We start from the raw sequence: 22314 nt of genomic DNA on the forward strand, positions 1-22314 counted from the left end.
CCGTGAGGACCCGGACCGCGATCGTCTGCTCGGTCGCGGACCAGGGCGTGGCGGCCCTCACCAACATCCTGGTGCTGGTGGCGGCCGCCCGGCTCTCCACCGCGGCCGACTTCGCCCGCTTCTCGGCCGTGTACCTGGTGTTCACCGTGCTCCTCGGGATCTCCGGCGCGTACACCGGACAGCCCCTGGTGCTGACCCGCGGCCGCGACACGGAGACCCGGGGCGCCTGCCGCTCCGCCGTCGCCCTCACCCTGCTCGCCTCGGCGGCGCTCGGCGCGCTCCTCGCCGCCGTCTGCCTCCTGCTGCCCGGCGACACCGCCCGTGCCCTGATGATGCTGGGGCTCGTCCTGCCCGTGGTCCTCGGTCAGGACGCCGTGCGCTACGCGTTCTCCACCCTCCAGCGGCCCCACCTCGCCCTGACGGCCGATCTGCTCCGGCTGGCCTGCGTACTGGCCGCGCTGTCCGCCCAGCCGCACGGTGCCGGGGCCGCGCGGCTGATCACCGTCTGGGGCCTGTCCGCCCTGCCCGCTCTTGTGCTCTCCGCCGCCCTGCTGCACCGGGAGACGGCCGGGAGCCCGCTGCGGCTGCGTCCGCTGCTGCGGCGGGGCCACCTCGGCAGGCGCTTCGTCGTCGAGTTCGGGGTGGGCAACGCGACCGGACAACTGTCCGTCCTCGGGCTCGGCGCGGTCGGCAACCCGCTGCTGGTCGGCGCGCTGCGCGGGGCCACCACGCTGTTCGGGCCGCTCAACGTGCTCTTCACCTCGGCCACCGGCTTCGGCCCGCCGCTGCTCGGCCGGATCGGCGACGAGCGTCGCAGAATACGGGTCACCGCCGCACTCGCCGCCGTGCTGGCCGCGACCGCCGCCGCCTGGGCCACCGTGCTCGCGCTGCTCCCGGACGGGGCGGGCCGCGGACTGCTGGGCGACACCTGGCCGGTGGCATCCGCGCTGCTGCCCGCGACCGGCAGCCAGTACGCGGCGATGGCGGTGGGCACCTGTGGGCTGCTGGCCCTGCGGATGCTCGACCCGCGGACCACCCTGGCGATCCAGGTGGTGTTCTCGCTGGCCGCCGTCGCCTTTTTGACGTGCGGCTATCTGCTGGCCGGAGTTCCCGGCGCCGCCTGGGGGCTCTGCCTGGGCTCGGTCTGCAAGGCCGCCGCCACCTGGACCCGGGTGTACCGGCTGCGCCGCCGGGCCCCGGAACCGGGGGAGCGGCTCAGCGCCGACGCCGTACGGCCCGCTCCCTGAAGCCGGTCACGAGCAGCAGACACAGCGCGGCGATGGCGAGCTTGCCCACGGACTGGAGCAGCGGCCCGCGCAGCAGGATGAAGGTGTACCCGGCGATGAGCGGCGCGGCGATGGCCAGGACGCTGCCGGGCCCCGGCCCGTCCCGGGAGACCGCCAGCGCGTAGCGGCGGTCGGTACGGGCGGCGGCGTAGCCGATCAGCGCGAGACCGCCGGCCATTCCGGCCGGACCGAAGTCCACCCAGAACTCGGTCCACAGCGGCGCGGACAGGTTGGTCATGTTCATCCCCATCCACTGCCCGACCCTGACCCCGGTGTCCTCCGGCTTGCCGCTCCACACCGCCCGGGGCACGAAGAAGAGCCCGGAGCCCGCCAGTTGCCTGCCGTAGGTGTGGCCGCGGGTGTCGACCCAGGAGATGGTGTTGGCGAACATCACCGTCTGGTCGTAGTCCTTGGTGGCCAGCGGCTCGAAGACTGACGCCGACTGCACGGGCCGGTATCCCTCGTCGTCGTACCGGAACCGGTCCGCGTACGGGAACAGCACCAGCGCCCCGACGACGCCCGTCGTGAGCACCGAGCGGTACATCGCGGCACTGCTCGGGAAAGCGGTGAACAGGAAGGAGACCAGCACCGTCAGAAACCAGTAACGGGCGTTGGAGACCGGGTTGTTCACGATCAGGTTGAGCAGGGCGAGGGCGACCCACACCAGCACCGTGGACGGAGCTCGGCGGGCGGCACGAGAGGTGACCAGCCGCCGGGTGTAGAAGAGCAGCGCCAGGAGCGCCGGTACGGTGCCGAAGCCCTTCAGGAACGCCGAGCCCACGTTGGACTCCGTGGACGCGACCCCGCTGGCCGCCACGGACGCGCTGATCTCCTGGCGGCTGGAGAAGAAGACGGCGGGCCCGCCGAGCTTCATCACGTAGTAGCCGCTCGCCGCGAAGGCCAGCAGCACCAGCAGCCGGAGCCGGACCGGGTGCGCGACGGCGGACCCGCGTGCGCCCCCCGTGCCTCCGGCGCCCCCCGTGCCCGGCGCGAGGCGCCGGGCCGGACGGTGCCGCAGCGGCCGCCGGGACGCCAGGAGCGCCCCCAGGTCGAACGCGGCACAGCCCACCAGGATCATCGCGGTGGCCGTCACCAGGTCCGAGCGGGGCCCGACCAGCGGCGTCGGCGTCTGCCCGATCACCGCCTGCGCGAACGGCGCCACCCCCATCGCGATGTACACGAACATCCAGAAGACGCCCTGGAGCAGCCGCCGCCGGGTGGACAGGATCATGGTGGCGAGCCGGGCCCCCGCATAACAGGTCAGCACCAGCTGGAGCCAGTACCCGTTGCCCCGGACCCCCGCCCCGGGCTGCGCGGCGATCAGCGCGGGCAGGAAACACACCAGCCCCAGGATCAGCGGCACGGCGAGCGCCCGCGACAGCATCGCCCACGCCATGGGCCTGTCCGGAGCCCTGCCGGACCCGCTCCCACCGTCCCCGTCCGCGGGTGCGGCCAGGGGCGCGAACGGTGCCGGATCCCGCACGGACGTCATGCGCCCCCCGTTTCGTGGACCTGTGAACACTCTAACGAATCACCCCACTTGAGGGGATGTGATGACTAGTCTGTGGATTGTCGGCCGAGGTTGAGGGGAACCCTGGTGAAGGTTCTGCACGTTGTCACATTGCACACCCCGGACCATGCGTTCGGCGGCCCGACCCGGGTGGCGCTCAACCTGTCCAAGCTCCAGCGCGCGGGCGGCGACGACGCCCGGATCATGGCCCTGGGCGACGGCTTCGGGCCCGGAGGGCTGCCCGGCGAGGTCGAGGGGGTTCCCGCCCGTCTCTTCCAGGCCCGGCACCTGCTCCCCAGGTTCGAGGTCAGCGGCATCACCTCCGGCCCCCTGCTGCTGGCCGCACGCCGCATGATGCGCGGCGCCGACCTCGTACACGTCCATCTGATGCGCGACCTGGTGACCCTGCCCGCCGCGCTGCTCGCGCTGGCCACCCGTACGCCGCTGGTCGTCCAGACGCACGGAATGGTCGATCCCACCGAGAACAGGGTCGCCCTGCTCACGGACCTGCTGGGCGTCCGGCGGGTGCTGCGCCGCGCCGACGCCGTCCTGTGTCTGACCGAGACGGAGCGTGCCGATGTCAACGCCGTCGCCGCGCCCGTCCCGCTGACCCGCACCGTGCGGCTGGTCAACGGCGTACGGCCGCAGGAGCGCAAGCCCGCCCGGGACCGGGACCGGCCGCCGACGGTGCTCTTCCTCGCCCGGATCCAGGAGCGGAAGCGGCCGGAGGACTTCGTCGCCGCGATGCCCGCCGTCCTGGCCGAGCACCCCGACGCGCGCTTCGTCCTGGCGGGTCCCGACACCGGCGCACTCCGCGCAACCCTCGAACTCGCCCGCAGGCTGGGGGTGATGGACTCCCTCGACCACGTGGGTCCGCTCGGTCATGAAGAGGTCCTCGCGGCCGGCCGGCGGGCCGATGTGTATGTGCTGCCCTCGATCGAGGAGCCGCTCGGTGTCTCCGTGCTCGAAGCGATGTCCGTGGGCACGCCCGTCGTCATCACCCGCACCTGCGGTCTCGGCCCGGAGGTGGCGCGGGCCGGGGCGGGCCGGGTGATCGACAGCCGGCCGGGCGAGGACGCGGCCAACGCGGCGAAGGTCGCTGCCGCGATCCTCGAACTGCTGGAGCCCGGGGCCAACGAGCGGGCGGGCAGGGCGGCTTGGGAGCTGGTCGGCGAACGCTTCACCATCGGGGCCGTGACCGGAACCCTCCGGCGGACCTACGAGGACGTGGTCCGCCGGAAGACCGGCTGACGGGAACGGCCCCGGTCCCGGTCCCGGTCCGTTCCCGTCCCGGTCCCGTCCCGATCAGTTCCCACCCGATTTCTTCCCGCCCGGTGCGGCGGCGGACGCTCAGCCCTTCCTGCCCTCACGGGACTTGAGCGCGATCTGCCAGCGGTAGAAGCTCATCGCCAGTGCGAAGTCGAAGCCCGCCCGCCCGTCCAGGAATCCCCGCCGGTAGACGTACATGTACGCGAACGACACCAGCGGCTTGAACGGCGCCTTGTGGAACAGCTGTCCCTGCCGGGACTTGACCCTGCGCACCTGCTCCTTCACCTCGGGGTGGTGCTCCAGCCACGCCTCCCAGTCCGAGTAGCGGTTGTGCCGCTCGAACCAGGCGGTGACCGGGTCGAGGTCCTGGTGCTCGATGGGGTTGCGGAGCGAGCCCGCCGTCCCGGCGACCGGCTGGTAGTGACCCTCGACCTCGCCGATCCCGGGGGCGTCGAGGTCGCCGACCTCCGGGTAGTGGCAGCGGGTGCGGTCGGTGAGGGACCGCTTGCGGATGGTGTAGCCGTGCCTCAGCCGCTTCCCCGAGAACCAGTAGCCCAGGGGAATGTCATATGCCGCGGGCTTCGGAGCCGTCGGATCGGCGAAGATCTCCCGCAGCTCGGCGAGCAGCCCGGGGCTGAGCCGTTCGTCGCCGTCCAGCAGGAGAATCCAGTCCAGATCGGTGCGGACATGGTCCAGGCACCACTGTTTCTTCCGCGGATGCCCGCCCTCCCAGGTGTAGTCGATCACCTCGGCCCCGCACTCCTCGGCGATCCTCGCCGTGTCGTCGGTGCTGTGGGAGTCCACCACGACGACCGCCTCGAAGTGGCCGAGCACCGACTTCACCGCCTCGGCGATGTTCAGGCCCTCGTTCTTCGTGGGGATCGCCACGGCGATCGGCAGTCTGGTCATCCGGCCTTTCCTTCGGGGAGCCAGGCGTAGCAGCCTGTGGAGGTGAAGGCGCGGGCCGCCTCCGGGACGGTGATCCGCACCCGCTCGGCGGAGCCGGTGCCCGAGCCGGACGTTCCCGTGCCCAGGGGCTTGCCGCCCGCGCCGGTGATCCGCCAGGAGCAGTCGGGGGTGGGGGAGACGGCGCGGTAGCGGCCCGGCCGCAGGCCCTTGCCGGTGTGCGTGCCGTCCGGGTAGCCGAGGGCCGCCTCGTCCGCCAACTCCTGGTGCTGGGTGCACAGATGGGACACCGCGGGCTTCGCGCCGGGGATCTCGCCGCTCACGATCGCCGCGACGGCGGTGTCCCGGTCGGCCTTGACCAGATAGCCGAGCCTGTCGCAGGTCTCCTGCCCGGTCTGCAGCACGGCGGCCGGGTCCATGCCCACCGGGACCCGGTCCACCAGATACTCCTTCTGCTTCTTCGTGAAGGAGCCGGTGGCCGGGGTGATCCGGTCGGCGGGCACCTTGGGCGGCTCGCTCGTCGGCCCGGCCGTGGGTCCGCCCGCCGGACCGGTGGACGTACCGGCGGCGGGCGGCCCGGTGACGGCGGGCCCGGAGGCCGCGGGGCTCCGGGCCCCCGCGGCCTCCGGGCCGTTCCCTTCGGCGGACGAGCCGCAGGCGGCCAGCGCCGCCGTCATGACGACGACGGCGGCACCGGCCAGGAACGGATGCCGCATCAGCCGTTCCTCAGGGCGTAGTGCGCGCTGACCTGGGAGGCGCTCAGCGCGGTGGGGTAGACGGCCGTCTCGTCGATCTGTCCGGCGAAGTAGTTGCTGGTCGGACGGCTGGGCCAGCCGGAGAGGCTGTCACCGCCGGCCCGCCAGTAGCCGGGGTAGTTCTCATTGGCGGTGTACAGGAAGTTCGACGCGCGCAGTTGTCCGTCGACGTAGAGCGCCATCCCGCCGGTGCCCTGGGTGGCGACGACGTGGTGCCATTTGCCGTCGTTGTACGCCCCGGTCGTGGTGACGGTGCGGATGCCCCCGCTGCGGACGCCGAAGACCAGCCGCCCGTCGTCGCGCATGTAGACATGCTTGTCGAACGTGGTGCTGTTCTGCATGATCTTGTTCCCGAACCCGATGATCCTGCCGCCCCGGGTGGTGGTGGTCTTGATCCAGGTCTCCGTTGAGAAGCGGGTGGGCTGCGCGTACCGGGTGTTGCCGTACACGTACTCGTCCAGGCCGTTGAACCCGATCGCGGTGGAGTCGCCGGCGACGGCGGCCGGGGTCTGCCGGTAGGCGGGTCCGTTGCGCAGGAAGCCGTTGCTCAGCCTGCCGCCGGTGTCGGCGGCGAAGGTGGACGCGCCCTCGTCGTAGCGCCAGTACAGCGAGGCCCCGTCGGCCAGCACCCGTGCCGGATAGCGCTCCGTGGCCGCCGCCACGGTGGCGGACTGTGCCGCGGACTTGGCGCTGGTGTTGGTGCCGTCGCTCGCGGTGATCCGGTACGAGTGGGTCTCGCCCACCGCCACATCGGTGTCCGCCCAGGTCAGCTGCGGCCGGTCCCAGAACAGCGAGTACCCCGTCGTGGTGTGCACGGGGGTGCTCGCCCCGTCCTTGTAGATCCGGTACGTCAGCTCCCCGTCGTCGGTGTCGAAGCTGGTCTGCCAGTTGACGGTGATCCTGCCCGGGGTGACCGTGGAGAGACTCACGTTGGGCACCCACGGCGCCCCGGTGTCGGGACCGTCGGCGAACCGGGTCAGACCCTGCTGGGGCGAACCGTTGACCGTGGTGAACTCCCCGCCGACCCAGAGGTAGTGACGCCCGCCGCTGTCCGTCTGGGACATCGTCCGGGGCCCCACGGGCTCCCCGATCCCGTCATTCGTGTCCGGGAACCACGGCAGCAGCTTCGGGTCGTCGACCGACTGCGCCAGCAGGTGCTTGCGCTCCTGGTCGGGGAACTCGCCCATGCTGTAGCAGTCGTGGGCGTGGCTGCCGCTGTACAGCACGCCCTTGTGGACCAGCACGGCCTGCGTCGCTCCGAGGCAGGTGTCGCGCCACCGCTGCTGGAAGTCGTCCAGGTCGAGCGCGATCCGGCCGTCGAAGACCCCGCCGCCGGTGCCTTCGTTGGCGGTGTAGAAGCCGGTCGCGTCCGTGGTCAGGTCCTGCACCGTGGACGTGTTCGGGATGAATCCGGGATAGCTCTTGGTGAGTGCCCCGCTGGTGGCGTCGACCACGGCCAGGGCGTGTGTGCTCGTGCCGTTGACGGTGAAGAAGTCCCCGCCGAGCAGGACGTGCCGCCCGTCCGGGGTCACCTCGACGGCCCGTGCCACCTCGTCCGCGTTCGCGGTGAACGGCAGCAGGTCCGCGCCCGTGGTGACGGCGGCGAACTTGTTGCGGGTCTTTCCGCCCACGCTGTTGAAGTCCCCGCCCAGATAGACGGTATCGGCGGTGACGGCGAGCGCCCGCACCGTCGCCGAGACGGAGATCTTGAAGTCGTCGCGCGGGGTGCAGGTCGCGGTGTCGATCGCCGCGATGTTGCTGACCCCGACGCCGTTGACCGACCCGAACTGACCACCCGCGTAGAGGGTTCTTCCGTCCGGGGACAGCGTCAGCGCCCGCACGGTCGCGGTCCCCGAGGACTGGGTGAAGGACAGGGTGCAGCCGGTCGGCGCCCCGGTCGCCGCGTCGAACGCGGCGAAGTTGACCGCCGGCTGCTCGGCGGTCCCCGGTGCGGCCTCCGGCGGGCGTACGGTCGAGAAGGTGCCGCCCGCGTACACGACACCGTCCCGTGCGGCCATCGACCAGACGATGCCGTTGGTCTGCCAGGTGGTGAGGTCGTCCGCCGTGAGGGACACCGGCGGGGTCAGCGCGGCCGAGGGGGATGTGCCCGCCGCGGTCGCGGTCAGGGCTCCGGCCAGCAGGCAGAGCGCGGCGGCGGCGGCCCGCACACGGCCGCGTTCCCCAGGGCTTTGCCCCGTACTTCCGTTCATCATTCGGCTCCGAAGGTGAGAACGATCCGCGGCCGGTGGGCCGCGTTTGCAGTCCGCCCGGTCCGGACGCGGAGACTGGCCGTCCCGCTGCCGGTGAGGGCGGTCGAAGGGGCGGAGCCCAGGGCCCCGCCGGGTGCGGACACGTCCGGGTCCACCGAGTGGCCGGTGGAACACGGTGTCGCGCCGGTGATGGTCCCCGGGACGGACGCGGGGAGCGCCGGGCCGGGTGCTGTGGGGGAGCACCGGCCGGGCCCGGGCACCGCTGAACGGCGCCGGCTCCCCGGTGGTGAACGCGGGGGCGTGCCGGACGGGACGCGGAGGGCGGCGCGGGCGCTCCGGGGGACCGGGCCTCTCACCGGTCCACCCGTACGGCCGCTCCGGTGAGCTGGTCCGCCAGCAGGCGGATGTCCGCGTCCACCATGATCCGGGCCAGCTCCCGCGACCTGACGGCGGGCTTCCAGTCGAGCAGTTCGCGCGCCTTGGAGGCGTCGCCGATCAGCGCGTCGACCTCGCTGGGACGCTCGTACTTCGGGTCGTGGCGCACATGCTCGCGCCAGTCGAGCCCCGCGTGCTCGAAGGCGAACTCCAGGAACCGGCGGACGCTGACCCCCTCGCCGGTGGCGACCACATAGTCGTCGGGCCGCTCGCACTGGAGCATCCGCCACATGGCGTCCACATACTCCGGGGCGTACCCCCAGTCCCGTACGGCGTCGAGATTGCCCAGGTGCAGTCGGTCCTGGAGCCCGGCCTTGATCCGTGCCACCCCCCGGGTGATCTTCCGGGTCACGAAGGTCTCGCCGCGGCGCGGTGACTCGTGGTTGAACAGAATGCCGTTGACCGCGAACATTCCATACGCCTCACGGTAGTTGACCGTCGCCCAGTACGCGTACACCTTCGCGACGCTGTACGGGCTGCGCGGGTGGAACGGGGTGCTCTCGTTCTGCGGCGGCGGGCTGGCACCGAACATCTCCGAGGACGAGGCCTGGTAGACCCGGGTCTCGATCCCGCTGGCCCGGACCGCCTCCAGCAGTCTCATGGCGCCGAGCCCGGTGACATCGCCGGTGTAGAGCGGGGAGTCGAACGAGACCCGGACATGCGACTGCGCACCCAGGTTGTAGACCTCGTCCGGCCGGATGTCGCGCAGCAGATTCACCAGGGCGACGCCGTCCGCCAGATCGGCGTGGTGCAGGACGAAGGAACGGTCCGCTTCCTCGGGCCCCTGGTAGATGTGGTCGATCCGCTCGGTGTTGAAGCTCGACGAGCGGCGTATCAGCCCATGGACCGTGTACCCCTTGCCGAGCAGCAACTCGGCCAGATACGAACCGTCCTGGCCCGTGACGCCGGTGATGAGCGCGGTCTTCGCCACGAGTCCCCCTTCTCTGTTCGCCCGAGGGGCGAGTGGTCGCCGATATTCCGGAATTGAAGCGTTCTGCGGCAAAAGGTCTCCGCGATGTGTGTCTGCTGGCACAATCCGAGCCATGACGACTGATCTCCCCGGCCCGACCCAGGAATCCGTCCGCCCCCTACTGCGTCCCGGCTCCCGTGTCTTCGTGGCGGGCCACCGCGGTCTCGTCGGCTCGGCACTGGTGCGACGCCTCACCGCCGAAGGTCATGAGGTGCTCACCCGGGGCCGTGAGCTGCTCGATCTGCGTGAGTCCGCGCCGACCGCGGCGTATCTGCGCGGTATACGGCCGGACGCCGTGGTGCTGGCCGCCGCCAAGGTGGGCGGGATCATGGCCAACAGCACCTGCCCGGTGCAGTTCCTGGAGGACAACCTGCGCATCCAGCTCAGCGTGATCGCCGGGGCGCACGCGGCGGGCACCGGGCGGCTGCTGTTCCTCGGCTCGTCCTGCATCTACCCCAAGCACGCCCCTCAGCCGATCCGCGAGGACGCCCTGCTCACCGGCCCGCTGGAGCCGACCAACGAGGCCTACGCGCTCGCCAAGATCGCCGGGATCGCCCAGACCCGGTCGTACCGCCGGCAGTACGGCGCCGCGTACATCAGCGCCATGCCCACCAACCTCTACGGTCCCGGCGACAACTTCGACCTGGAGACCTCGCACGTCCTGCCCGCGCTCATCCGCCGCTTCCACGAGGCGAAGCGGGACAGGGCCCCCGAGGTCACGCTGTGGGGTTCGGGGAGCCCCCGCCGCGAATTCCTCCATGTCGACGACCTGGCCGCCGCGTGCGTACGGCTGCTGGAGGTCTACGACGGCGACGAACCCGTCAACATCGGCTGCGGGGAGGACCTGACCATCCGGAAACTGGCCGAAACCGTACGCGAGGTGACGGGGTATCAGGGTGACATCACCTGGGACACCTCCAAGCCCGACGGAACCCCGCGCAAGCTCCTCGATGTGTCCCGCCTCCTCTCGCTCGGCTTCGAGCCGAAGATCCCGCTGCGCGAGGGCATCGCCTCCACCTACGCCTGGTGGCTCGGCCAACTCCCGGGGAGTGTCTGACCGTTCACCCCACACGGCTCCCCGCATGCGCATGCCCCGCCCCCCTCAGTAGGCCCCGCGGCCGTCGGTGACGGCGCGCACCGTACGGGCGAGGAGCCTCATGTCCGTGGCCACCGACCAGTTGTCGACGTACCAGAGGTCGAGCGCGACGGTCTCCTGCCAGGACAGGTCCGAGCGCCCGCTGACCTGCCACAGCCCCGTCAGCCCCGGCTTCACGGCGAGCCGCCGGTGCTCACGCTCGTTGTAGCGGGACACCTCCTCCGGGAGCGGTGGACGGGGTCCCACCAGGGACATCTGACCCATCAGCACATTGACGAGCTGGGGCAGTTCATCGATCGACGTCCGGCGCAGCGCCCTGCCGATCGGTGTCACCCGCGGGTCGCGCCGCATCTTGAACATCGGACCGGCACCCTCGTCGGCCGCGACGAGCAACGCCTTGCGGCTCTCCGCATCCGCCACCATCGTGCGGAACTTCCACATGGTGAACGGCTGGTTGTGCTGGCCGTGCCGGATCTGGCGGTGGAACACCGGACCGCGCGAGGACAGCCGTACGCTCAGCGCCACCGTCAGCATCAGCGGAGCCAGCAGCAGCAGCCCGAACAGGGCGCCGCACCGGTCCAGCGCGGTCTTCACCGCCGCCTGCGGGCCGTGGCGCAGCGGCGGCGAGACATGCAGCAGTGTCAGGCCGGCGACCGCACAGGGCCTGATCCTGGCCGAGGCGACACCGGAGAGCTCCGAGAGCACACAGAGGGAGATCCCCCCGTCGTGCAGCCCCCAGCCGAGCCGCCTCAGCCGTTCCCCGGTCAGCTGGGGGCCGGGGGCCACCAGCACCAGATCCGCCGCGTGCGCGAAGGTTCCGCCCAGCACCGTCGACACATCGTCGTCGGCGGGGCACGAGGCCAGCCGTCCCGGGACCCGCACATCGTGCTCCAGGGCCACCGGCCCCACCGGTATCGCGGCCACCACGTCATACCCGTGTCCCGTACGGGAGTTGAGGAGGTGCACCGCCCGGTCCACCCCCGGCGCCTCGCCGACCAGCAGCACCCGCCGCACCTGGCGCGCGGCCCCGGGCCACCGCCGCAGCTGTGCCACGAGAGAGGCGGACACCAGCCCTGGAGCGAGGGCCACGATCTCCGTGGCCGGGTCCACGGAACCGCCGGTCACCGTACGCAGCACGGCGAGGGCTCCGATGAGCAGCAGCCAGTCCCCGGGCACGCCCCATGCTCCGGGCGCGCCGGGCCCCCCGTTGCGCGACCGCTCCGCGTACCGGCCGCGCGAGGCCCGCAGCCCGGCCCACACGAGACCGGCGAGCGCCGCGGTGACCAGCGGATCCGACTGGTCACCGGCGCTCAGGACCGGCCAGGCGGGGAGCGCGAGCCCCAGAGCCTCGGTCAGGGCGAGCAGCGCCGGATGCCCGCCCGGCGTTCTCCTCGCCCGGCTCGGGCCGGAACGGCCGCGCCGTAACTCCCGGGCCCGCCCCGACTGCTCCGGGGCCATGGCGCGGTACCGGGACGCGGCGGTGCGGGGACGCGGCGCGCCCCGGAGCCCGACCGGCCCGGATGTATCGGTTTCAGGTGTTTCGACATGCCCCATGGACCCCCCAGTCACGGTCGCACCCCCACAAACGGGACGCATCCGCCGATCCCATGGACTGACGGATGCGCCCTCGCTCGGTGCACGATATCCACACAGGTGCCATTTCGCTGGAGTTCTCGTGAAGTTCAGACACATCGGAGGCATGGCCGCCGGGTCCCTTTCGTGGGTGATCTCGCCTTCTGTGTATGGGTGTTGGGATTTGAAGGATTTGAGCAAGCGCTTGCCGGGCGCCGGCCGCCGGCCGCGCTCGCGGTCTCAAGTGCCCATGAAACCAGGATGCTTGCAGGGCCGAGGGAGGTCCCGTCTTCATGTCCACCGGATGTCGTGGATGTGGCGGTGGCTTTGCGGTGGGGCGGCACATGGGGAGCTTCTGCCCTCCGAGCGGCCGGCCGCACCCTCCGCCCCTCGGGGCGGGCGGGCTGATGGCCGGGATGTGTGCGTCAGCGGGACGTCAGTGGGACGTCAGCGGGACGGCAGGGCGGGGCCGCAAGCTGTGGGTGGACCAGGTGCCCGGCGTGGGCATCGACCATCACTGGCCGTAACTTCCGGGGGAGCCCCACATGCGTACTTCCATCCGTCGTCCCGTTGTTCTCGCCGCGACCGCCGTGGCCGCGCTCAGCCTGTCGCTGACGGCCTGTGGCGGTGAGGACGGCACGAAGAGCGACGGTGCCGCGAAGCCGGCTTCGGCGTCGAAGGCCGCTGACGGCGGTGCGGGTACGGCCGGCTCGGGTACGGGTGGCTCGGACACCGCGGGCGGCACGGAGAAGGCCGGCTCGAAGACGGCCGGTTCCGGGGAGTCCGGTTCCGGGGATGTGGCCGCGCAGGCCGGTTCGAAGAAGAAGCCGGGCGCCAAGGCCCCGGCCTGCACCGCCGACGACGTGAAGGTCTCCGCGGCGAAGCAGGAGGGCGTGCCGACCACGCACATCACCCTCACCGCGAAGAACGTCTCCGCCCGCGCCTGCACGCTGCTGAAGTACCCGCTGCTCGCGTTCGGCGAGCTTCCCCAGACCTCGAAGGACGTTCCGGCGGTCGCCAAGAGCAACCCCGGCGTCCCGATCGTGCTGGAGGCCGGTGCTCCGGCCTACGCGGCCGTCCGGATCAACAACGGCGGCGTCGACGACAAGAACCACGCCGTCACCTCGTTCTACGTGAACTTCTTCGCCACCGACGGCCCCGCCGAGGGCAGCGAGTCCGTCACCGCGCCCAAGGGCGGCATCGCCGTGGACGACGCCGCGGCCAAGACCGGCTACTGGACTTCCGAACTGCGCAACGGCGCCGACGACTTCTAGGGTTCGCGAACGGCGCCGACGAGTTCCGGAGGCCGCGAACGGCGCCGGCCGGCTCCGGCGACTCCGTACGGCACCAGACCTCCGAGGCACCCCCGAGCCTTGGTGGAACCGCGTCCATCCGCTCACCGAGCGGGTGGACGCGTTCGTGTGCGGGGGCTCTCCGGACCGGCGGACGCCCGCCCGCTCATGGCCCGGTGGCGGGGAACGCCGGTCTCATCGGGTCCGAAGGCCTCCCGTGCGGTCCTGGGCGCCGACGTCCTGGCAGCCGCTGACGCCCTCGCGGCCCACGTGATCCTCGTCGCCGCCGAAGCGGTCGAAGCCGTCGGGCCGGCTGATCGGGTGGTCCAGGAGGATCTCGTCCGCGATGGCGAATCCTTTCGTCAGGGTCAGGGCGTGCGGTGCGAGCTCCGCGACGACGTCCTCGGCCGCGTCGGGGAGCTGCCTCACCTGGGCACTGGTCAGGTATCCGTCCGCGAGCAGGTCCCCGCTGTGGGCCGCGATCCGGCGAAGGGCGAACAGCCGCTGCAGCAGGCGCAGTTGGTGCTGCGCCTGGGGGTGCTGAGCCTCGTCGGCGGCATCCAGCAGTGCCTGCGCGGCCTGGCGGTGGGCGTGGGCGTCGACCAGTTCCAGGGCGGGTGTGACGGCGGCGTTCCACCGGTTGAGCGGATTGCCCGCCGGTGCGCCGCGCAGACGGGTCCGCGCACGCCCGTGCCAGACGCGCTCGATGTCCGACAGCAGGTCCTGGAGAAAGGCGGGGTCGCCGAGGTCGCGGGCCTCCGGGGGCGTCTCCCGGGCCACCTCCGGTGTGAAGTGGCCGAGAAGCATCTCACCGGCGGCCTTGACCCAGATGACAAGGTTGTCGCCCTCCGCGGTGATGGTTCCCTCGTTGGCCGCCAGCTGGCCGGCGATCCCGTTGGCCAGGAAGAGCCCCTGCGCGCCGCAGCGTTCGCGGCACTCGGTCATGACGTCGCGGGCCCGCCAGGTGATCCAGCCCTTGGCGACGGCCGCGAACCGCTCACCGTTCTCCCGCTCCGACTCCGGGGACCGCGCCCATCGCCGTACCGCGGCGCGGTGCAGGAAGGTCGCGGCGTAGGTGGTGGCGATGGCGTCGAGGAGCGGAGTGTGATGGCTGCGGTGGGCGAACAGGGGGACGCTGCGGCCGGCGGACACCCCGGAGGTGTGCCGTGTGTGGGCGTGCCGCACGGCCACCGCCAGCGCGTGGCGCGTGACGCCGAGGCTGTAGGCGCTCATGCAGAGCTTCCCGGCCGTGACGCGGCCTATGGAGTGCAGGAAGCGCTTGCGCGGGCTGCCGACCGAACTGGTGAAGACGCCTTCCGGTGTGAGCTGCCCGTGGGCCGACTGGAGAAGCGCCGTGTGCGGCAGCCGGACCCGGTCGAAGGAGGTCACACAGTGGTCGACGGGAGCGGTGGCCGTCTGTGGCAGCCTGCGTATCCCGACTCCCGGCATCGGACGCCCGGACGCGTCGCTGAGTTCGGCGAGGAAGAGGAAGACGCCCCGGTCCTTGCCGTCGACGATCAGGCGGGCGGCGACGACGGTGCTCTTGGGGCCACCGGTGGAGCTGGTGTTCGGCATGAACTTGCGGGCGGCGGCAGTGGGGGTGTGCAGCGTGAACTCGCGTGCGGCGGGGTCGTAGGTCGCCGTGGTCTCCAGCTGCGCGGCGCTGTTGCCGTGTCCGCTCTCCGTGCACAGAAACGTTCCTGTGCGCCGTAGCTCGGCGAACTCCCGCAGATCGCGCTCCGGACCCGCCGCGTGATCGACCAGGCTCCCCAGAAAGAGGTTGTAGTGAATGCTCGCCACGGTGCCCAGCCCCGCGTCCACCGGGCCGACCCATTCGTGCAGCGCCGTGAGCCGCTCCACATCGGCCACGAAGTCCTCGGGACTGTCGAGCGCGTCGTTGATCAGAAGTAAACGCTCGTAGGACAGTGCTGCGCGCCCGGCGGGCGACAGTCCTTCGCGGAAGCGGAACGGCTCGGTGCTGAAGAGCTTTCGCCAGGGCTCGTGAAGCTCCGGCCGGTCACCGAAGAGCGCACGCGTCAACGCCGCAACGGTCGAAGCTGCCTGGTCGGAAGGGAGGGAGGAGATGATCACGCTTCGGAACGCTAGCCCACACGTTCGGTTGCGACGGAGAGATGATCATCACGATTAGGAGCGGCAGGATGACGGTATGTGCTCCGTTCCCAGGCACGGGAAACCTTGATCGCGGAATGGGCGGAAAGTCTGGTACCGCTGGATCGCGCGGCCGGGGACCGGCCCTCGCGCGCTCCTCGCCGCCGACGGCCCTCACTTCGTCCGCGGCGCTCACTTCGTGCGCCGCCGGTGGCGGGACAGGGGCGTCGCGCAGGGACTGGGGTATGCGCCGCACCCGCGGACGGGACCTCAGAAACGCCTGCGGAACGCCTGGGGAACGCCTGGGGAACGCCTGCGAAGTGCTTGGGGAATGCCTGGGGAACGCCTCCGGGGCGGGGCGCACGCCGACGTGGTGCCGGGGTGCGCCCCGCCCCGGGTGGGTCGGGCTGTGAAGACTGGTCCGGGCTGTGCAGACTGGTCCGGGCCATGAGGACTGGTCCGGGCCGATGGGCCGGTTACTTCGGGTCGTGGTTGAACTTCGAGGTGGACCAGAGGTAGCCGAGGACGGTGAGGCCGAGGGACCAGGCGAGGGTGAGCCAGCCGTTGTGGCCGATCTCGGTGCCGAGCAGCAACCCGCGCAGGGTCTCGATGGCCGGGGTGAAGGGCTGGTACTCGGCGATGGGCCGGAACCAGCCCGGCATGGTGTCGACGGGAATGAAGGCGCTGGAGAGGAGCGGGAGCAGGATCATGGGGAGGGCGTTGTTGCTGGCGGCCTCGGCGTTCGGGCTGATGAGGCCCATGCCGACCGCGATCCAGGTGAGCGCCGTGGCGAAGAGGACGAGGAGTCCGAAGGCCGCGAGCCATTCGAGGGCTGTGGCGTCGGTGGAGCGGAACCCGATGGCGACGGCGACGGCACCCACGAGGAGCACGCTCATCACGCACTGCAGGACGCTCCCCACGACGTGCCCGACCAGGACCGAGCCGCGGTGGATGGCCATCGTGCGGAAGCGGGCGATGATGCCCTCGGTCATGTCGTTGGACACGGAGACCGCGGTACCGATGGCGGTGCTCCCGATGGTCATCAGCAGCAGGCCGGGCACGATGTAGGCGATGTACGCGGAGCGGTCGGCGTTTCCGCCGCCGATGCCGGCGCTCATCACGTCGCCGAAGATGTAGACGAAGAGCAGCAGCATCATGATCGGCGTGAGCAGCAGGTTCAGCGTCAGGGACGGGTAGCGCCGCGCGTGCAGGAGGTTGCGGCGGAGCATGGTGGAGGAGTCGCGGACGGCGAGGGAGAGGGTACTCATCGGACGTTCTCCTTGAACTGGCCGGTCTGGCGCGGGGTGTTGGGGGTGCTGGTGCTGCTGGAGGTCAGGGCGAAGAAGACGTCGTCGAGGTCGGGGGTGTGGACGGTGAGTTCCTCGGCCTCGATGCCGGTGGAGTCGAGCCAGTCGAGGATGGAACGCAGTTCGCGCTGGCTGCCGTCGCTGGGGATCTGGAGGGTGAGCGCCTCGTCGTCCCCCGTGGTCTCGCGCAGCGCGGAGGCGGCGGAGCGGTAGGCGGCGGGGTCGGTGAAGCGGAGCCGTACGTGTCCGCCGGGTACGAGCCGCTTCAGTTCGTCGGCGGTGCCCTCGGCGGCGATCCTGCCGTCGTGGAGGACGGCGATACGGTCGGCGAGTTCGTCGGCCTCGTCCAGGTACTGGGTCGTGAGCAGGACGGTCACCCCGTCGGAGACGAGTTCGCGGATGATGCCCCACATGTTGTGGCGGGAGCGCGGGTCCAGGCCGGTGGTCGGCTCGTCGAGGAAGATGATCCGCGGGTTCCCGACCAGCGTCATCGCGATGTCCAGACGCCGTTTCATGCCGCCCGAGTACGTCGAGGCGGGCTTCTTCGCGGCCTCGGTGAGGTCGAACCGTTCCAGGAGTCCGGCGGTGACCCGCCGTCCCTCGGGCCTGGGCAGGTGGTGCAGGTCCGCCATGAGGAGCATGTTCTCCTCGCCCGTGATCAGCCCGTCGACCGCGGAGAACTGGCCCGTGACCCCGATCGCCGCACGCACCGCCTGCGGATCGGCGGCCGGATCATGACCACCGACACGCAGTTCACCGCCGTCCGCGGTGATGAGCGTGGACAGGATCTTCACCGCGGTGGTCTTGCCCGCACCGTTCGGCCCGAGCAGTGCGAACACCGACCCGGCCGGGATGCACAGATCGATACCGTCGAGCACGGTCTTGTCACCGTACGACTTACGCAGACCGCGGGCGGAGACGGCGGCCGGCGGGCGACCGTCACCCTTCATGGATGTGGGCATGACAGAAGAAGACATGGGTTCTCCCCGATCGAAGGCTGGAATGGAGTGGGGCGGTGAACTCTCAGGCGCGGGCGCGGCGGATGTCGATGTTGCCGTACCGGGTCCTGGCGTGGACCTCGACGGTGTTCTCGGTCTTGGCGGGGGTCTCGGACGTGGTGAGGGTGTTGCGTACCTGTCCGGAGCTTGAGCTGACGTCGAGCCAGGCCGCGGTGCCCTCGCGGACGCCGATGTCGATGGCGCCGTAGCTGGTTTCCAGCTGGACGGTGCCTCGGGCGACTTCGGCGACGCGCAGGGCGCCGTGGGCGGTGGTGGCGGTGACGGAGTTCTCGGCGCGCTCGATCTGGATGTCGCCGTTGGCGCCGCTGACGCACAGTTCGCCGGTCGCGGCGCCGACGGTGGTGGTGCCGTGCGAGTTCTTGAGGACGGCGGTGCCGTCGACGAGGCCGACGCGCAGGCTGCCGGAGCTGGTGGTGATCTCGGCGGGGCCCTCGACGCGGTCGACGGTGATCGATCCGTGGGAGGCGGTCAGTTTCAGCGGGCCGGTCGTGTCGAGGCGGACGTCGCCGGACGAGGTCTTCACCCGGACCTCGCCGAGCCGGCCCTCGCCGAGTACCTGGGTCCAGGCGCCGGTCAGGTCGATGCGCGAGTCCGTGGGCAGGTCGACCGTCACATCGACGGTGCCGGTGCGGCCGAGCAGGCTGGACTTGGGTGTTCTGACGGTCAGTACGCCGCTCGTGTACGTGGCCTCGGTCTGCTCGGCGGCCTTTACGTCCTTGTCCTTCTTCGGGTCGCGGGGCCGTACCTCGACGACCGTGTCGGGGCGGTCGGCGGCGGTGAACTGGATGGATCCCGCGTCCACCCGGGCGGTGACCGAGATCGGCTGGGGAGTGTCGAAAGAAGGCATGGCTGTCCCGTCCTCTTGGCTCTCTGGCACGTCCTCGCTGGTGGGACGTGGTGTGGGTGAAGCAGTGCGGGGCGGGGTGCGGCTAGTGCACCCAGCCCGTGAAGCTCTGACCGACGGCCCGGGCCTTGTCGGGGGTACGGGAGGCGGTGATGCCGCCCGCGTCGACAGCGGCCGAGACGACACGTACGAGCCACGAGTTGACCGACAGGCCCTCGTGGGCCGCGGCCTCCTCGGCGCGGGTCTTGAGGTGGGACGACAGGCGCAGATTGACGCGCGCGGCGCCCCCGCCCGTGTCTCCGCCGGCGGGCACCGGGGCCGGGGCGGGCGCCGGTGCGTCCAGTGGTTCGGTCCGGTGCTCGTGCTGCGGCAGCACCACCACGAACTCGGGGTCGAGGCCACTCAGTCGTACATCGACCGAACCGGGGGCGAGTTCACGGGTGATCTCGTCCACGGCGGCGGAGAGCACATTGAGCATGGCCAGCCGGGTGGCCGACTCCAGCGGAGCGGTCAGCAGCTCTGCCAGCTCGCGGGCTTCGTCGCCACCGGCTTCGGCGGCTGCCGCAAGTTCGCTGCGGAGCGTTTCGACGTACGGCGTGAGGTTCATGACGCAATAGTGGCATCACTGTGGCGCCATGGCAAGCCCGAAGGCGCGATGTGTGGCGCAGAGCGAGGGGGTGGGGTTGTGATTGTGCGTGTTCTTGCAGGTCAGAAGCCTTCTGTCGGTAGGTGTCGTGTGGTGCCACATTGTCGCGGGATGGTCTTGATGGCTCCCGATGGTGCTCAATCGAGTGTCGCGCCACTGGTCGGGATCAGATGCCTGGAGCCATGGGTCGCGTCGGTCTACGCTGATGGAATCGGTGGATGGTGCCATTGCGGCGCCGTTGCGGCGCAAGGTGGAGTCATGCCTGCCCGGGGACCTTCGCCCGGCCGCGGCCTCCCGGAGAGGTTCCGCGCACGCCGTCCGGATGCCCTGGAGTGAGCGGCGGGCCCGCGGCGTGCTGCCTCATCGCCCAGTAGTCCGGCTGCCAGTACTCCAGCTGCGGTCCGTGGTGACCCGTGGTGACCCGTGGTGGCCCGTGGGGCAGAGTAGGGGCCATGTCTACGTACGGGACGATGTCGTTCCACCTTGAGACCGAGCGGCTGATACTGCGGCCGTGGGCCGACTCCGACGCCGCCGAGTTCTGCGCCCTCCTCTCCGAACGCGGCAAGGGGACACCCACGGTTGAGCGCACGCGGACGTCCATCGCGGATCTGCTCGGCGCGACCGAGACAACGGGGATCGCCCTGCTGCCCATCCAGCGCCGCGACGAGGGCGACTTCATCGGCTACTGCGGGCTGGTCATCGGCCGATCCACTGTGGAGGAGCCCGAGATCGCGTACGAGCTGTTCCAGCGCGCGCACGGGCACGGCTACGCCACCGAGGCGGCCCGCGCTGTGCTCGACGCCGCCATCGCGACCGGGCGGAAACGGCTCTGGGCGACGGTCGGGGCCTGGAACACCCCGTCGTTCCGGGTCCTTGAGAAGCTCGGGTTCGAGCGGGATCGCGTTACCACGGAGGACAGCGGTGAAGTGGTGTGGCTCACGCGCCCGTTGCCGTGAGATGAGGCCACGCCCCGGGCTTCATGACGGGGTCGGTCCGGATGCTGGGGAGGCGGTGGGATGCCCCGGCCCGACAGTGGGGAGCGGTTGGACGAGCCGCGCGAACGGTGGGGGACACCGGATCCGCAGCGGGATGCCGGCTCGATCGACGCGCGGGTGTTCGTCGACCTTGTCGTAGCCGCCATGTCTACGGTCGGGTGTCATGCGGTCTCAGTGCGGGACGGCGCTTCGGTGATGGCCCGGATCCTGGCAGCGGCTCCGTCGGTCCGCCCCGGCCCGGTGTGCGAGATGTGGGCTCCGACGGCGGGCATGTATCACTTCATCCCCGGCGGGTGGACATGGCCGCGCTGCACCGACAGAACTTCGGGTTCGACTGGGACCCGGCGAACGATCAAGGCCGTGAGGCAGCGGACACCCTGGCCGCCGCCGACGCCTGGAACCGCGTCGAGAAGGCGCTCGGGGGAGCGATCACGTGCCTGCGGGCCGCCGATCCCGCAACGGCCGTGCCCGACCTGACGGTCCTCCTGGTCGTGGGCGACCCGACCCGTGCCCACTTCGTCGACGAGGTTCAGGGCGTGTCGGGTTTCGGGGGCATCAGCGGCTGCATCGCCATCACGGTCCGGCCCACCCCGCTGGTCCTGAACCGCCTGGAGGCCATCGCGGTCCACGGACTGCACCACAACGTGCGCTACGCGCCCGGCGGCATCGTGTGGGACCCGATGACGGTGACGGTGGGCGAGCACGTTGTGTCCGGGGGCCTCGCGGACGTGTTCGCCGCCGAGCTGTACGGCGACGCCGGCTGCACCCACTTCGTGAGCGAGGAGACCCGCACCGACGACCAGGTCCTGGCGAAGGTCGCCACCGGCCTCGACGTCACGGGGATGCCGAACTTCACCGTCCGGGTGCACGGCGACGCCGGTGCGCGGCTTTTCGGGACCGAGCCGCTGGGCCTGCCGACCGGCGCCGGCTACTCGGCGGGCGCGTGGCGGGCGCGTGCCGGCTGCTCGGCGGGCGCATGTCCGGTCCGGGCCTACCTCGACGCCACGGGCAGCACCGCGGCGCGGAGCGTCCGCACCCCTGCGTCCGGCACCCTCCGCCTCGTCACCTCGCGGCTCGGTCTGTCCGCCGGCCGGTCCGAACCACGCCCCGTCCGGCGAGACTGAGCACGACACCGCGAGAGAGGGGCCAACCGTGGAGTGGACCGTGCACGAGCTCGCCGAGCGTGCGGGCATCAGCGGCCGTACCCTGCGCCACTACCACCGGATCGGGCTGCTCGAACCCGACCGCATAGGGTCCAACCGCTACCGCTACTACGGGCCCGACGCGGTCGCACGCCTTCAACGCATCCTCCTGCTGCGCGACACGGGCATGCCGCTGGCCGACATCGCCTCCGTCCTCGCGGCACACGAGTCCCCGGCAGCGGAGACCGAAGCGCTGGAGGCGCACCTGGACCGGCTCGCCCGGGAACGCGAAGCCCTGGAACGACGCATTTCCGCGGTCGAGCACACCCTCGACATGCGTCGCCGAGGCCGCGAGCCCCGGATGGACGTGATGCTCGATGGCTTCAACGACCGCTACGAGGACGAGGGCGTCCAACGCTGGGGCCGTGCGGCGTTCGAGGCCTCGAACCAGTGGTGGCACAGCAAGTCCGTGCACCAGCAGCAAGCCTGGAAAGCCGACGCCGAAGCGTTGCTCGCCCAATGGCGCGAACTCCACGAGGACGGGCACACCCCCGACTCCGCCGTCGCTCAGCGGCATGCCGCCGTGCACCTGGCATGGTTCGCCGACATCCCCGGAACCCCCACCCACGCCGGTGACGCGACCCGGTCCGCCGACATGGTCCGCGGCATGGCCGGCCTGTACGAGTCCAGCCCCGACTTCCACGAGTCCTTCGGCACCCGAGAAGCAGCGCGGTTCGCGGCGGAAGCACTGCGACTGCACGTCGAACACCTGCCCAGGTGACGCCCGGTTCGGTCACGACGTGCGGCCCAGCCGGCCCGGCGATCCACACGGCGGCGTGAGGTCGCCCGCCCACATTTGTCAACGGTCATTGAGATGCCCAGGTGGGTGGCCGTTGGAGGCCCAGGCTGGTGGCCATCAGAAACCCAGGCGTGTGGCCAGTGGTGTTCCCG

General features: G+C 71.2%; 18 protein-coding genes. 7 read left to right on the top strand and 11 right to left on the bottom strand.

The window, feature by feature from the left end; translation table 11 throughout:
• The first annotated feature begins 2 nt into the window (after positions 1–2).
• Positions 3–1247 (top strand): hypothetical protein, encoded by a 1245-nt coding sequence (locus ACIGJO_RS33440; protein ID WP_399964731.1) that lies wholly within the window; start codon positions 3–5, stop codon positions 1245–1247.
• On the opposite strand, the gene ACIGJO_RS33445 is transcribed toward ACIGJO_RS33440, so the two are convergent.
• A complete protein-coding gene (locus ACIGJO_RS33445; RefSeq protein WP_399964734.1) occupies positions 1216–2778 on the bottom strand; it encodes a hypothetical protein in 1563 nt (520 codons plus the stop codon). The genes ACIGJO_RS33440 and ACIGJO_RS33445 overlap by 32 nt on opposite strands.
• A 105-nt stretch (positions 2779–2883) precedes the next feature.
• On the opposite strand from ACIGJO_RS33445, the gene ACIGJO_RS33450 reads away from it, so the two are divergent.
• Positions 2884–4047: a glycosyltransferase gene (locus ACIGJO_RS33450; protein WP_399964737.1), complete on the top strand. Its 1164-nt coding sequence runs from the start codon at positions 2884–2886 to the stop codon at positions 4045–4047.
• Between the two features lie 99 nt (positions 4048–4146).
• Here ACIGJO_RS33450 and ACIGJO_RS33455 read toward each other — a convergent pair whose 3' ends face one another.
• From ACIGJO_RS33455 to gmd, 4 genes are all read right to left on the bottom strand, one after another.
• Positions 4147–4974 (bottom strand): glycosyltransferase family 2 protein, encoded by an 828-nt coding sequence (locus ACIGJO_RS33455; RefSeq protein WP_399964740.1) that lies wholly within the window; start codon positions 4972–4974, stop codon positions 4147–4149.
• Positions 4971–5687 (bottom strand): hypothetical protein, encoded by a 717-nt coding sequence (locus tag ACIGJO_RS33460; RefSeq protein ID WP_399964743.1) that lies wholly within the window; start codon positions 5685–5687, stop codon positions 4971–4973. Before ACIGJO_RS33460 ends, ACIGJO_RS33455 begins: the two co-directional genes overlap by 4 nt.
• Positions 5687–7939, bottom strand: coding sequence for a LamG-like jellyroll fold domain-containing protein (locus ACIGJO_RS33465; protein WP_399964745.1), 2253 nt, complete (start codon positions 7937–7939; stop codon positions 5687–5689). The genes ACIGJO_RS33460 and ACIGJO_RS33465 overlap by 1 nt, the downstream gene beginning before the upstream one ends.
• A gap of 349 nt (positions 7940–8288) precedes the next feature.
• Positions 8289–9302 carry a GDP-mannose 4,6-dehydratase gene (gmd, locus tag ACIGJO_RS33470; RefSeq protein ID WP_399964747.1) on the bottom strand — a complete coding sequence of 338 codons (1014 nt, stop codon included), beginning with the start codon at positions 9300–9302 and terminating at the stop codon, positions 8289–8291.
• 112 nt (positions 9303–9414) lie between these two features.
• Here gmd and ACIGJO_RS33475 point away from each other — a divergent pair, with 112 nt between their 5' ends.
• Positions 9415–10398 (top strand): GDP-L-fucose synthase family protein, encoded by a 984-nt coding sequence (locus ACIGJO_RS33475; protein WP_399964749.1) that lies wholly within the window; start codon positions 9415–9417, stop codon positions 10396–10398.
• A gap of 45 nt (positions 10399–10443) precedes the next feature.
• Here ACIGJO_RS33475 and ACIGJO_RS33480 read toward each other — a convergent pair whose 3' ends face one another.
• Positions 10444–11895 carry a sugar transferase gene (locus ACIGJO_RS33480; protein WP_399964752.1) on the bottom strand — a complete coding sequence of 484 codons (1452 nt, stop codon included), beginning with the start codon at positions 11893–11895 and terminating at the stop codon, positions 10444–10446.
• Between the two features lie 659 nt (positions 11896–12554).
• Between ACIGJO_RS33480 and ACIGJO_RS33485 the strand changes: the two genes are divergently transcribed.
• Positions 12555–13283, top strand: a complete 729-nt coding sequence (locus ACIGJO_RS33485; RefSeq protein ID WP_399964754.1) for a DUF4232 domain-containing protein — start codon at positions 12555–12557, stop codon at positions 13281–13283.
• Between the two features lie 213 nt (positions 13284–13496).
• Here ACIGJO_RS33485 and ACIGJO_RS33490 read toward each other — a convergent pair whose 3' ends face one another.
• The 5 genes from ACIGJO_RS33490 to ACIGJO_RS33510 all read right to left on the bottom strand — a co-directional run bounded on the left by ACIGJO_RS33490 (position 13497) and on the right by ACIGJO_RS33510 (position 19187).
• On the bottom strand, positions 13497–15341 hold the full coding sequence (locus ACIGJO_RS33490; protein ID WP_399964757.1) for an acyl-CoA dehydrogenase: 1845 nt from the start codon (positions 15339–15341) through the stop codon (positions 13497–13499).
• Positions 15342–15886: 545 nt separating this feature from the next.
• On the bottom strand, positions 15887–16678 hold the full coding sequence (locus ACIGJO_RS33495; protein ID WP_399964759.1) for an ABC transporter permease: 792 nt from the start codon (positions 16676–16678) through the stop codon (positions 15887–15889).
• Positions 16675–17694 carry an ABC transporter ATP-binding protein gene (locus ACIGJO_RS33500; RefSeq protein ID WP_399964761.1) on the bottom strand — a complete coding sequence of 340 codons (1020 nt, stop codon included), beginning with the start codon at positions 17692–17694 and terminating at the stop codon, positions 16675–16677. Before ACIGJO_RS33500 ends, ACIGJO_RS33495 begins: the two co-directional genes overlap by 4 nt.
• Before the next feature lie 46 nt (positions 17695–17740).
• Positions 17741–18583 (bottom strand): DUF4097 family beta strand repeat-containing protein, encoded by an 843-nt coding sequence (locus tag ACIGJO_RS33505; protein ID WP_399964763.1) that lies wholly within the window; start codon positions 18581–18583, stop codon positions 17741–17743.
• An 82-nt stretch (positions 18584–18665) separates the two neighbouring features.
• A complete protein-coding gene (locus ACIGJO_RS33510; RefSeq protein ID WP_399964765.1) occupies positions 18666–19187 on the bottom strand; it encodes a toxin-antitoxin system HicB family antitoxin in 522 nt (173 codons plus the stop codon).
• Between the two features lie 491 nt (positions 19188–19678).
• Between ACIGJO_RS33510 and ACIGJO_RS33515 the strand changes: the two genes are divergently transcribed.
• The 3 genes from ACIGJO_RS33515 to ACIGJO_RS33525 all read left to right on the top strand — a co-directional run bounded on the left by ACIGJO_RS33515 (position 19679) and on the right by ACIGJO_RS33525 (position 22144).
• The gene (locus ACIGJO_RS33515) at positions 19679–20182 is read left to right on the top strand and encodes a GNAT family N-acetyltransferase (protein ID WP_399964767.1); all 504 of its coding nucleotides are present in this window, start codon (positions 19679–19681) and stop codon (positions 20180–20182) included.
• Between the two features lie 338 nt (positions 20183–20520).
• Positions 20521–21345 (top strand): DUF2268 domain-containing protein, encoded by an 825-nt coding sequence (locus ACIGJO_RS33520; protein WP_399964769.1) that lies wholly within the window; start codon positions 20521–20523, stop codon positions 21343–21345.
• A gap of 28 nt (positions 21346–21373) precedes the next feature.
• On the top strand, positions 21374–22144 hold the full coding sequence (locus tag ACIGJO_RS33525; RefSeq protein WP_399964771.1) for a MerR family transcriptional regulator: 771 nt from the start codon (positions 21374–21376) through the stop codon (positions 22142–22144).
• The last annotated feature ends 170 nt before the right edge of the window (positions 22145–22314 follow it).

The sequence above is a fragment of the Streptomyces sp. NPDC079020 genome (genome assembly GCF_044542225.1).
In the GTDB taxonomy this organism is placed as follows: Bacteria; Actinomycetota; Actinomycetes; order Streptomycetales; family Streptomycetaceae; genus Streptomyces.